The 12,360-nt window shown below is 67.8% G+C and carries 8 protein-coding genes and 1 pseudogene; 6 read left to right on the plus strand and 3 right to left on the minus strand.

Translation table 11 applies throughout. From position 1 onward, the window contains the following. Positions 1 to 54 precede the first annotated feature (54 nt). On the plus strand, positions 55 to 2,679 hold the full coding sequence (gene alaS, locus AC6EI8_RS18810) for an alanine--tRNA ligase (protein ID WP_498382589.1): 2,625 nt from the start codon (positions 55 to 57) through the stop codon (positions 2,677 to 2,679). Positions 2,680 to 2,865: 186 nt separating this feature from the next. Here alaS and AC6EI8_RS18815 read toward each other — a convergent pair whose 3' ends face one another. Further along, entirely contained in the window at positions 2,866 to 4,101 is a 1,236-nt protein-coding gene (locus tag AC6EI8_RS18815; RefSeq protein WP_498382590.1) for a GNAT family N-acetyltransferase, read from the minus strand. A gap of 177 nt (positions 4,102 to 4,278) precedes the next feature. Between AC6EI8_RS18815 and AC6EI8_RS18820 the strand changes: the two genes are divergently transcribed. Next, positions 4,279 to 6,429: an NAD(+) synthase gene (locus AC6EI8_RS18820; RefSeq protein ID WP_498382591.1), complete on the plus strand. Its 2,151-nt coding sequence runs from the start codon at positions 4,279 to 4,281 to the stop codon at positions 6,427 to 6,429. Between the two features lie 81 nt (positions 6,430 to 6,510). Then, positions 6,511 to 6,849, plus strand: coding sequence for a P-II family nitrogen regulator (gene glnK / locus AC6EI8_RS18825; protein WP_006578394.1), 339 nt, complete (start codon positions 6,511 to 6,513; stop codon positions 6,847 to 6,849). Positions 6,850 to 7,004: 155 nt separating this feature from the next. Here glnK and AC6EI8_RS18830 read toward each other — a convergent pair whose 3' ends face one another. After that, positions 7,005 to 7,703, minus strand: coding sequence for a Smr/MutS family protein (locus AC6EI8_RS18830; RefSeq protein ID WP_226108306.1), 699 nt, complete (start codon positions 7,701 to 7,703; stop codon positions 7,005 to 7,007). A 107-nt stretch (positions 7,704 to 7,810) separates the two neighbouring features. Further along, positions 7,811 to 8,758: a thioredoxin-disulfide reductase gene (gene trxB, locus AC6EI8_RS18835; RefSeq protein WP_149317842.1), complete on the minus strand. Its 948-nt coding sequence runs from the start codon at positions 8,756 to 8,758 to the stop codon at positions 7,811 to 7,813. 184 nt (positions 8,759 to 8,942) lie between these two features. Here trxB and AC6EI8_RS18840 point away from each other — a divergent pair, with 184 nt between their 5' ends. From AC6EI8_RS18840 to AC6EI8_RS18850, 3 genes and pseudogenes are all read left to right on the plus strand, one after another. Next, entirely contained in the window at positions 8,943 to 11,270 is a 2,328-nt protein-coding gene (locus AC6EI8_RS18840) for a DNA translocase FtsK (RefSeq protein ID WP_149317843.1), read from the plus strand. Positions 11,271 to 11,495: 225 nt separating this feature from the next. Beyond that, entirely contained in the window at positions 11,496 to 12,152 is a 657-nt protein-coding gene (gene lolA / locus AC6EI8_RS18845) for an outer membrane lipoprotein chaperone LolA (RefSeq protein ID WP_150084206.1), read from the plus strand. Continuing rightward, a pseudogene (locus AC6EI8_RS18850) lies at positions 12,149 to 12,360 on the plus strand (hypothetical protein); the annotation flags it as partial. The gene lolA and the pseudogene AC6EI8_RS18850, both read left to right, overlap by 4 nt.

Below are 12,360 nucleotides of genomic sequence, written 5' to 3' on the forward strand. Positions count from 1 at the left end.
ATCCAATCCGACTGCGCCCTGCGATGTCCATGCGGGGACGCCTTGCCCCCAAACATGAAAGTCTCCGACATCCGCAGCAAGTTCCTGCAGTTCTTCGAATCGAAGGGCCATACCGTGGTCCGCTCGTCGAGCCTCGTGCCGGCCAACGATCCGACGCTGTTGTTCACCAACTCCGGCATGGTGCAGTTCAAGGACGTCTTCCTCGGCACCGACAAGCGGCCCTACTCGCGCGCGACCTCGTCGCAGCGTTCGGTGCGCGCCGGCGGCAAGCACAACGATCTGGAAAACGTCGGCTATACCGCGCGCCACCATACCTTCTTCGAGATGCTGGGCAACTTCTCGTTCGGCGACTACTTCAAGCGCGAGGCGATCCAGTACGCATGGGAGCTGCTGACCAAGGTCTACAACCTGCCGGCCGAGAAGCTGTGGGTCACGGTCTATGCCGAGGACGACGAGGCCTATGACATCTGGGCCAGGGAAGTCGGCGTGCCGGTCGAGCGCATCGTGCGGATCGGCGACAACAAGGGCGCGCGCTATGCGTCCGACAACTTCTGGCAGATGGCCGACACCGGCCCCTGCGGCCCGTGCTCGGAAATCTTCTACGACCACGGTCCGGACGTGTGGGGCGGCCCGCCGGGATCGGCCGAAGAGGACGGCGACCGCTACATCGAGATCTGGAACCTGGTGTTCATGCAGTTCAACCGGGACGAGCAGGGCAACATGACGCCGCTGCCCAAGCCCTGCGTCGACACCGGCATGGGCCTGGAGCGCATCGCCGCGGTGCTGCAGCACGTGCACAGCAACTACGAGATCGACCTGTTCCAGGCGCTGATCCGCGCCGCCGCGCGCGAGACGGGCGTCGACGATCTGGCCAACAACTCGCTGAAAGTCATCGCCGACCATATCCGCGCCTGCTCCTTCCTGATCGTCGACGGCGTGATTCCGGGCAACGAGGGCCGCGGCTACGTGCTGCGCCGGATCGTGCGCCGGGCGATCCGCCACGGCTACAAGCTGGGCCGCAAGACGCCGTTCTTCCACAAGATGGTGGCCGACCTGGTCGCGCAGATGGGCGAGGCCTATCCGGAGCTGGCCGAGGCAGAGCCGCGCGTGGTCGAGGTGCTCAAGGCCGAGGAAGAGCGGTTCTTCGAAACCATCGAGAACGGCATGAGCATTCTCGATGCGGCGCTGGCCGACCTGAAGGCCAAGGGCGGCAACATGCTGGACGGCGAGCTCGCGTTCAAGCTGCACGACACCTACGGCTTCCCGCTGGACCTGACGCAGGACGTCTGCCGCGAGCAGCAGGTCTCGGTCGACGAGGCCGCCTTCGACGCCGCGATGACGCGCCAGCGCGAGCAGGCCCGCGCCGCCGGCAAGTTCAAGATGGCCGCCGGCCTCGAATACACCGGCGCCAAGACGACCTTCCACGGCTACGAGAAGCTGGCGCTCAACGACGCCAAGGTGGTCGCGCTGTATGTCGACGGCGCCTCGGTCGATGTCATGCAGCCGGGCCAGACCGGCGTGGTGGTGCTCGACCACACGCCGTTCTACGCCGAGTCGGGCGGCCAGGCGGGCGACCAGGGCGAACTGAAGGCCGGCGCGGCGGTGTTCGCGGTGGCCGATACGACCAAGGTCCAGGCCGATGTGTTCGGCCATCAGGGCACGCTCGGCGGCGCCGCGCTGAAGGTCGGCGACACCGTGATGGCGGAGGTCGACGCCCTGCGCCGCGCGCGCACGATGCGCAACCACTCGGCCACCCACCTGATGCACAAGGCGCTGCGCGAAGTGCTGGGCAGCCACGTGCAGCAGAAGGGCTCGCTGGTCGACGCCGACAAGACCCGCTTCGACTTCTCGCACAACGCACCGCTGACCGCGGCGCAGATCCGCGAGGTCGAGGAGATCGTCAACGCCGAGATCCTGCGCAACGAGGCCACCGGCGCCGAGCTGATGCCGTTCGACGATGCCGTCAAGAGCGGCGCGATGGCGCTGTTCGGCGAGAAGTACGCCGACGAGGTGCGCGTGCTGTCGATCGGCAGCTCGAAGGAGCTGTGCGGCGGCACCCACGTGGCCCGCACCGGCGATATCGGCCTGTTCAAGATCGTGGTCGAAGGCGGCGTCGCGGCCGGCATCCGCCGGGTCGAGGCGATCACCGGCGACAACGCGCTGCACTATCTGCAGTCGCTCGATTCGCGCCTGAACGAGGCCGCGGCCGCGCTGAAGGCGCAGCCGAGCGAGCTGGTGCCGCGCATCGGCCAGATGCAGGACCAGGTGCGCGCGCTGGAGAAGGAGCTGGAGCGCCTGAAGAGCAAGCTGGCCGCGTCGCAGGGCGACGAGCTGGCCAGCCAGGCGATCGAGATCAAGGGCCTGAAGGTGCTGGCCGCCCAGCTCGAAGGCGCCGACGTCAAGACGCTGCGCGAGACGATGGACAAGCTCAAGGACAAGCTCAAGAGCGCGGCGATCGTGCTCGGCGCGGTGCAGGACGGCAAGGTCAGCCTGATCGCCGGCGTCACCGCCGACGCGACCGGCAAGGTCAAGGCCGGCGAGCTGGTCAACTTCGTCGCCCAGCAGGTCGGCGGCAAGGGCGGCGGCCGCCCGGACATGGCCCAGGCCGGCGGCACCGAACCGGCGAAGCTGCCGGCGGCGCTGGCGGGCGTGGGCGAGTGGGTGGCGGCGAAGGTTTGAGGGTTCGCTTGCCGCGCCAGCACGCACACCGCGATGGCTGGCTCCCCTCTCCCACCTGAGGGAGAGGGGCTGGGGGAGAGGGTATAGGTATAGGGCGTCGGCAAGCGCTGACGGCGTTGGGCAGAACAGCTTGCCTTTCCCTCTCCCCCGATCCTGTCCCGCACACGGGAGAAGGGGAACACCTGGCTAGCCAGCCCCGCCACCTTCCGCCGTCTTTGCATACGGCGTCCTGTCGTTCAATTCATCCAGATACGCATCGATGCCCGCGCGCTCGCGTGCGAGAAAGCGTTCGACCGCATCGGCGAAGGCCGGGTGCGCGAGCCAGTGGGCCGAGCGCGTGGTGACCGGCAGGAAGCCGCGCGCCATCTTGTGTTCGCCTTGCGCGCCGCCCTCGAAGGTGCGGATCCCGTGTTCGATGCAGAAGGCCAGCGGCTGGTAGTACGCGGTCTCGAAATGCAGGCAGGGATGGTGTTCGAGCGCGCCCCAATAGCGGCCGTACAGCGTGCTGACCGCGGGATCGTCGTCATAGACGAGCAGCGAGGCGGCGATGTCGCGCCCGTCGCGCCGCGCGATCACCAGCAGCAGATGCTCGGGCATCGCCGCGCCGATGCGCTCGAAGAAATCCAGGTTCAGATACGGCGTCGATCGATGCTCGCGATAGGTCTGCCGATAGCAGCGATGGAACAGCCGCCAGTCGTCGGGGCCGATCTCCGTGCCGCGCAGATGGCGGAACGCGATGCCGGCCTCGGCGACGCGGCGCCGTTCGGCGCGGATGTTCTTGCGCTTCTTCTGCGACAGCGTGGCGAGAAACGCGTCGAAGTCCGGATAGCCGGGATTGGTCCAGTGGAACTGCACGCCGTGGCGCATCATCATGCCGGCTTGCTGCATCAGCGCGGCCTCGGCCTCGTCGGGGAACAGCACATGCAATGAGGACAGCTGGCTCTGCTCGGCCAGCATCAGCGCGACCTGCAGCAACAGCTCGCGCGACACCGCGTTCTCGGCCAGCAGACGCGTGCCCTGCACCGGCGTGAAGGGAATCGCCGACAGCCACTTGGGGTAGTACTCCAGGCCGTTCTGCGCATAGGCATCGGCCCAGGCCCAGTCGAACACATACTCGCCGTACGAGTGCGCCTTGGCGTAGAGCGGCATCGCGGCGGCCAGGCGCTCGCCATGGGCGACGTCCCCGCCGTCCTTCCACAAGGTCAGATAGCGCGGGCTCCAGCCGGTGTCGTCGCTGGCGCTGCCGCTCGCATGCAGCGCATGCAGGAAGGCATGGCGCAGGAAAGGCGTGCGGCCGGGCTGCCGCGCCAGCAGGCCGTCCCATTCGGCCGGCGCGATGTCGGCCAGGTTCTCGACGATACGCGTGCGATAATTCTCGGGTCGCTCCGCCTGCATGGCGGCGCTGCCTGCGTGGGATGGCATGGACTTGCTTGCTTTCACGGTGTGCCTTGCCGAGGTCCGCGGGACCGGCGGCTGGAAAGTAGATGCGGGTGGATGCGGGGCGGATGCCGACGTCGCATTATCGCCCGTGGCCGCGAATTGCATCTGTCCGGCCTGTCCGGCGCCATGCCGGCCCTGCGCACAACAAGGGTGTTCGAGATGAGCCGATTCTTCAATCTGTATTCCCATGGCTTCGTGCGCGTGGCGGTCGGCGTGCCGCGCTGCAAGGTCGCCGATCCCGACTTCAACGCACAGCAGACGATCGCGCTGGCCCGCGAGGCGGCCGACGCCGGGGCCGCGCTGGTGGCCTTCCCCGAGCTGGGCTTGTCGGCCTACAGCTGCGACGACCTGTTCCATCAGAAGACCCTGCTCGACGCCTGCGAGCTCGCCCTCGGCGAGATCGTCGAGGCCTCGCGCACGCTGCCGTGCGCGCTGGTGGTCGGCATGCCGCTGCGCGTCCAGCATCTACTGTTCAACTGCGCGGTCGTGGTCGCCGGCGGCCAGCTGCGCGGCGTGGTGCCCAAGAGCTTTCTGCCGAACTACTGGGAGTTCTACGAGGCGCGCCAGTTCAGCGCGGCCGACTGCGCCACGGTCGAGCAGATCGACCTGCTCGGGCAGCGCGTGCCGTTCGGCGCTGGGCTGCTGTTCGAGATCGAGAACATCCCGCTGCTGCGTTTCCATGTCGAGATCTGCGAGGACGTCTGGGTACCGATCCCCCCGTCGTCGTTCGCCGCGCTGGCCGGCGCCACGGTGCTGGTCAATCTGTCGGCATCGAATATCGTGATCGGCAAGTCCGGCTACCGCCATCAGCTGGTGTCGCAGCAATCGGCCCGTTGCCTGGCGGCCTATCTGTACAGCTCGGCCGGCAAGGGCGAATCGACCACCGACCTGGCCTGGGACGGCCAGGCGCTGGTCTACGAGAACGGCGAACTGCTGGCCGAATCGGAGCGCTTCGCCGACGACTCGCACATGATCTTCGCCGACGTCGATCTGGAGCGGCTCTCGCGCGAGCGCATGCACATGACCACGTTCGGCGACTCGGTGCGCCGCCATGCCGGCGAGGTGGCGAAGTTCCGCACGGTCGGCTTCGTTCTCGGCGTCGACGAGGACCGCGATCTGCCGCTGCAACGCCGCGTCGAGCGCTTCCCCTATGTGCCGGCCGACCGCAGGCGGCGCGACGAGCGCTGCAACGAGGTCTACCAGATTCAGGTGCAGGCGCTGGTGCAGCGGCTGTCGGCCACCGGCATCTCGAAGGTGGTGATCGGCGTGTCCGGCGGTCTCGATTCGACGCATGCGCTGCTGGTCTGCGCCAAGGCGATGGACCGGCTGGGCCTGCCGCGCGCCAATATCCTCGGCTTCACGATGCCTGGCTTTGCCACCAGCGACCGCACGCTGCAGCAGGCCAGGCGGCTGATGGAAGTGGTCGGCTGCACCGCGCGCGAGATCGACATCCGGCCGAGCTGCCTGGCGATGCTCAAGGACCTCGGCCACCCGTTCGCCGACGGCGAGCCGGTCTACGACGTGACCTTCGAGAACGTGCAGGCCGGCGAGCGCACCAACCACCTGTTCCGGCTGGCCAATCACCACAACGGCATCGTGATCGGCACCGGTGACCTCAGCGAGCTGGCGCTGGGCTGGTGCACCTATGGCGTCGGCGACCACATGTCGCATTACAACGTCAATGCCAGCGTGCCGAAGACGCTGATCTCGCATCTGGTGCGCTGGGTCGCCGAAACGGGCCAGATCGGTGCGGGCGGCACCGAGGTGCTGCTCGACGTGCTGGGCACCGATATCAGCCCCGAACTGGTGCCGGGCGACTCGAACGACAAGCCGGGCCAGAAGACCGAGAGCGTGATCGGGCCCTACGAGCTGCAGGATTTCAATCTGTACTACACGCTGCGCTTCGGCTTCACGCCGTCGAAGGTGGCCTACCTGGCGCTGCACGCCTGGGGCGACCGCGAGGCAGGGCAGTGGCCCGAGGAGGCCCATGTCGCGCGCAACCAGTACGAACTGGCCGACATCAAGCGCAACCTGCGCATCTTCCTGGATCGCTTCTTCCGCACCAGCCAGTTCAAGCGCTCGTGCGTTCCGAACGCGCCGAAGGTGGGCTCGGGCGGTTCGCTGTCGCCGCGCGGCGACTGGCGCGCGCCCAGCGACAGCGAGTCGACCGCGTGGCTGGCCGAACTGGACCGCATTCCGGACACCGCGCCTGCGCGCAACGGCGTCGGCAACAGCAGCAGCAACGGCAGCAACGGCAACCGCAACGGCAAGGCGGCCGCGAAGGCCGGCAATCGACACGACAAGGGGTGATCCCCAGCCCGCTTTGGCGCGCCATCGCGCCGCGCGGGCTAGAATCTTGCATCAATCAATCACGACAGAAAGGGGGCCGACATGAAGCAAATTACCGCCATCATCAAACCGTTCAAGCTGGACGAAGTGCGTGAGGCGCTGGCCGACGTGGGCGTGACCGGCCTGACGGTCACCGAAGTCAAGGGTTTCGGCCGGCAGAAGGGCCACACCGAGCTGTATCGCGGCGCCGAGTATGTGGTCGACTTCCTGCCGAAGATCAAGATCGAGGTGGTCGTGGCCGAGAGCCAGCTCGATACCGTGCTGGACGCGATCGTCAAGGCGGCCCACACCGGCAAGATCGGCGACGGCAAGATCTTCGTCACCGAGATCGAACGCGTGATCCGGATCCGGACCGGCGAGCAGGACGAAGCGGCGGTGTAAGGCGGGAAGACTCGCTGCCTCGATGGGCTTCTCGCTCTCCCGCTGGCGGGAGGGGCGGGAAGAGGGCCGGAAGAGAGACCCGGCAGAGGGGTCCGGAAGAGAGGTCCGGGACAGGGCAGCGAGGTCAGCGTTCGATCAGGCGCGCCAGTCGGCCATCACGCATACGGCTGGCGCAGCAGCACCATCAAGGCCCCCGAGCCGCCCTCGGCGCCACGCGCCTCCACGAAGGCCAGCACTTCCTCCTTCTGCACCAGCCAGCTGCGCACCTTTCCCTTGAGCACCGGTTGCTTGTCGGGCGAGCCGTTGCCCTTGCCGTGGATCACGCGCACGCAACGCACGCCGCGCCGCACGCACCGCCGCAGGAATTCGGCCAGCGCCTCGCGCGCCTCGTCGCGGCGCAGTCCGTGCAGATCGATCCGGTCCTGCGGCACCCATTCGCCGCGCCGCAGCTTGCGAATCACGTCGTTGCCGATGCCGGGACGGCGGAACGACAGCGTGTCGTCGGTCTCCAGCAGGTTTTCCACATCGAACTGATCCGACAGCGAGGCCGCCAGCACCGCCTGGTCGTCGAGCTGGCTTTGCACCGGTACCGGCTCGGGCCGCCTGGCCGGCGGCGTCACGCGGTTGCGATCGCGCAATGTCTGGACATTGCCGATGCTGTTGCGGAACACATTGGCTTCGGCGGCCGCCTGGCGCGCGGCTTCCTCGGCGGCGAGGCGCTCGGCCTCGCGGCGCTCGGCATCGGCCTTCATCTGGTCGCGCAGGCGTGCCAGATCGTCGAGGCCAAGGCGGGTACGGGCGGGAATGGGGGAAGAACCGGCAGGGCGGCCGGATTTGCTGGCACCGTGCTTCATGATGGAAAAGCGGCACCGCCGCGGGGCGGCGGGCAGGACCGTGAAACCGGCAAGGTAACACGATCCGGCGCCGCCGGTGGCTCGCCTGGCGGCGAGCCGGAACGACCTTACTTCAGCGCTTCGACGTAGCGCTGCGCGTCGAGCGCGGCCATGCAGCCGGTGCCGGCGCTGGTGATGGCCTGGCGATAGACGTGGTCCTGGACGTCGCCGGCGGCGAACACGCCCGGGATGTTGGTGGCCGTGGCGTCGCCCGACAGGCCGCTCTTGGTCACGATATAGCCGTTGTTCATCTCGAGCTGGCCGACGAACAGGTCGGTGTTCGGCTTGTGGCCGATCGCGACGAACACGCCCGCGAGCTTGCGGTCCTCGGTGGCGCCGCTCTGCACATTGCGGATGCGCACGCCGGTCACGCCCGATTCGTCGCCCAGCACCTCGTCCAGCACGGTGTTCCACACGATCTCGACGCGGCCTTCCTTCTCGCGCGCCAGCAGGCGGTCGACCAGGATCGGCTCGGCGCGGAACTTGTCGCGGCGATGGATCACGGTGACCTTGCTGGCGATATGCGACAGGTACAGGGCCTCTTCGACCGCGGTATTGCCGCCGCCGATCACCGCCACTTCCTGGTTCTTGTAGAAGAAGCCGTCGCAGGTCGCGCAGGCCGACACGCCGCGGCCCATGAAATTCTCTTCGGACGGCAGGCCCAGATACTGCGCCGAGGCGCCGGTGGCGATGATCAGCGCGTCGCAGGTGTACTCGCCGGCGTCGCCGATCAGGCGGATCGGACGCTCGGTCAGCTTGGCCGTATGGATGTGGTCGAACACGATTTCCGTGTTGAAGCGCTCGGCATGCTCCAGAAAGCGCTGCATCAGCTCGGGGCCCTGCACGCCGTTCGGATCGGCGGGCCAGTTCTCCACGTCGGTGGTCGTCATCAGCTGGCCGCCCTGGGCCAGGCCGGTGATCAGCACCGGCTCCAGGTTGGCGCGCGCCGCGTAGACGGCGGCGGTGTAGCCGGCGGGACCGGAACCGAGAATCAGCACTTTCGCGTGTTTGGCCATGATGCGTTCCTGTGGCCGGCGTGCGCGGCGCGCCGGCATGGGTAATCGAAAACCCGCATTATAAGTGGACCGGCGTGGGCGCATTGTTGCAAATTCCAATGGCGGCGATAGCCTGCGGGGGAGGTAAAATGCCGCCACCGCAATTCCGTACGGCGCCGTGCCGCGCCGCGATCCGTACCCACGCATGGCCAGAACCACCACGACCACCCGCACCGATCCCTCCGTCCTGCCTTCCCGCATCGGCAAGCTGTTGGGAGAAGTGCGCTGGTTCCTGCTGCTGGCCGCGACGCTGGCCTTCCTGTGCATCCTGGCCAGCTACAGCAAGGCCGATCCGGGCTGGTCGCACGCCAATCAGGTGGCGCAGATCCATAACCTGGGCGGCCGCGTCGGCGCCTGGATGGCCGACGTGCTGTTCTTCATCTTCGGCTTCTCGGCCTACTGGCTCGGCGTGCTGCTGGTGCGCCGCTGCTGGCGCGGCTGGCGCGTGCTGACCGCCGAGTTCCCCGACCAGGTCGGCGAGGCACGCCAGGGCGTGGTGGTCAGCTGGATCGGCTTCGGCCTGACGCTGGCCGCCAGCATGGGTCTGGAGGCGGTGCGCATGTATCCGCTGCGCGAGGCCCTGCCCCGCGCCCCCGGCGGCGTGCTGGGCGATCTGCTGGGCGGCTGGCTGCAGACCGCGCTGGGCTTTACCGGCGCCACGCTGCTGTTGCTGTTGATGCTCGCGATCGGCCTGTCGCTGTTCTTCCATTTCTCGTGGCTGTCGGTGTGCGAGAAGGTCGGCGGCTTCGTCGAGACCGCCTTCCTCGGCTTCAAGGCGCGCCGCGAAAGCAAGCAGGACCGCATCATCGGCGAGGCCGCCAAGGTCGAGCGCACCGAGACCGTCGAGGTCCAGCGCGTGCGCATCGAGGAGGCGGCGCCGGTGCAGATCGTGCGCCCGCAGGCGGTGCCCAAGCACGAGCGCGTCGAGCGCGAGAAGCAGCAGCCGCTGTTCGCCGACCTGCAGGATGCCGACCTGCCGCCGCTGTCGCTGCTGGACCCGGTGCCGGTGTCGCAGGAGACCGTCAGCGCCGAGACGCTGGAATTCACCTCGCGCCTGATCGAGAAGAAGCTCAAGGACTTCGGCGTCGAGGTCAAGGTCGTGGCCGCCTATCCGGGCCCGGTGATCACCCGCTACGAGATCGAGCCGGCCACCGGCGTCAAGGGCAGCCAGATCGTCAACCTCGCCAAGGACCTGGCGCGCTCGCTGTCGCTGGTGTCGATCCGCGTGGTCGAGACCATCCCGGGCAAGAACTACATGGGCCTGGAACTGCCGAATCCGAAGCGCCAGGCGGTGCGCCTGGGCGAGATCCTGGGCTCGCAGGTCTACAACGAGAGCGCCTCGCAGCTGACGCTGGCGCTCGGCAAGGACATCGCCGGCAAGCCGGTGGTCGCCGACCTGGCCCGCATGCCGCACTGCCTGGTCGCCGGTACCACGGGCTCGGGCAAGTCGGTCGGCATCAACGCGATGATCTTGTCGCTGCTGTACAAGGCCAAGGCCGACAGCGTGCGGCTGATCCTGATCGACCCCAAGATGCTGGAAATGAGCATCTACGAGGGCATCCCCCATCTGCTGTGTCCGGTGGTCACCGACATGCGCCAGGCCGGCAATGCGCTGAACTGGGCGGTCGGCGAAATGGAGCGCCGCTACAAGCTGATGAGCAAGATGGGCGTGCGCAATCTGGCCGGCTACAACAAGAAGATCGACGAGGCCGCGGCGCGCGAGGAAAAGATCCCGAACCCGTTCAGCCTGACGCCGGATGCGCCGGAACCGCTGGACAAGCTGCCGATGATCGTGATCGTGATCGACGAGCTGGCCGACCTGATGATGGTGGTCGGCAAGAAGGTCGAGGAGCTGATCGCGCGGATCGCGCAGAAGGCGCGCGCGGCCGGCATCCATCTAGTGCTGGCGACGCAGCGTCCCTCGGTCGACGTGATCACCGGCCTGATCAAGGCCAACGTGCCGACCCGGATCTCGTTCCAGGTCAGCAGCAAGATCGACTCGCGCACGATCCTGGACCAGCAGGGCGCCGAGGCACTGCTCGGCATGGGCGACATGCTGTACCTCGCGCCGGGCACCGGCCTGCCGGTGCGCGTGCACGGCGCCTTCGTCTCGGACGACGAGGTGCACCGCGTGGTCGACAAGCTGAAGGAAGCCGGCGAGCCGAACTATATCGAGGGCATTCTCGAGGGCGGCCTGGTCGACGGCGAGATCGGTGTCGACGGGCTGGGCGGCGGTGCCGGCATCGGCGGTGGCGGCGAGGCCGACCCGCTGTACGACCAGGCGGTCGAGGTCGTGCTGAAGAATCGCCGTGCGTCGATTTCGCTGGTGCAGCGCCATCTGCGCATCGGCTACAACCGGGCCGCGCGCCTGCTCGAGGACATGGAGAAGGCCGGCCTGGTGTCGGCGATGTCCGGCAACGGCAACCGCGACATCCTGGCACCCGGCGGCGGCGCCGCCGCGCGCGAGGAGTAGCGCGCCGGCCGGCGGGTAATATGCCGTTACGCCTGTCACGCTTGCTGACGGCCGCGGACGGAATCCACCGCCGGTCCCTCGCTCTAACCGACACATCATGCGGACAGGCCACGGCGCACGCGACGCTTCCGCGCCCGTGAACCGTAGGTCGGAAGTCGCAAGTCGTCCCGCATCAACGCGAATCAAAGCGAATCGTCGCGATTCACCAACACAAGGATCGATTGCATGCCAAATCGCGTACTGGCGTCCGCCCTTGCCACCATCGGCACCGCCGCCACCCTGGCATGGGCCACGCTGGCCCCGGCCACCGCGCAAGCCGCCGCCACCGATCAGTTGAAGACCTTCGTCACCACCGTCAAGAGCGCCCGCGGCGAATTCACGCAGCGCCAGGTCAAGGGCACCGGCGAGGCGATGCGCGTCACCGGCACCTCGAGCGGCACCTTCGTCTTCTCCCGCCCCGGCAAGTTCGCCTGGCGCTATACCAAGCCCTACGAGCAACTGCTGCAGGCCGACGGCCAGACGCTCTACATCTACGACAAGGACCTGAACCAGGTCACCGAGCGCAAGCTCGACGCCGCGCTGGGCTCGAGCCCGGCGGCGATCCTGTTCGGCAGCAACGACCTGGAGAAGAGCTTCGTCGTCAAGGACGGCCCCACCCGCGACGGCATCGAATGGCTGGAGCTGACGCCCAAGGCCAAGGACACGCAGTTCGAGCGGATCGGCATCGGCTTCAAGGCCGGCAATCTCGAAGCGATGGAATTGCGCGACGCCTTCGGCAACACCACGCTGCTGACCTTCTCGGCGATGCAGAAGAACCCGTCGCTGCCTGCCGACACCTTCCGCTTCAGCGTCCCCAAGGGCGCCGACGTGATCCGCCAATGAGGCCCGCCACCTTGCGTCGCGCGGCCCTGGTGCCGGCGCTGGCCGCGCTGCTGACGCTGGGCGCCTGCGCCGGCGGCAAGACCGCGGGCGCCAGCCGGCAGTTCGATATCGACGCCTTTCTGCGCGCCCCCGACACCACGCTGGCCGAGGTGCTGACCAACCCCGATTTCCTCGCCGCCACGGCCGCCTCCGCGCGCGACTGCGCGAC

It is taken from the genome of Cupriavidus sp. R6-3, from assembly GCF_059772245.1.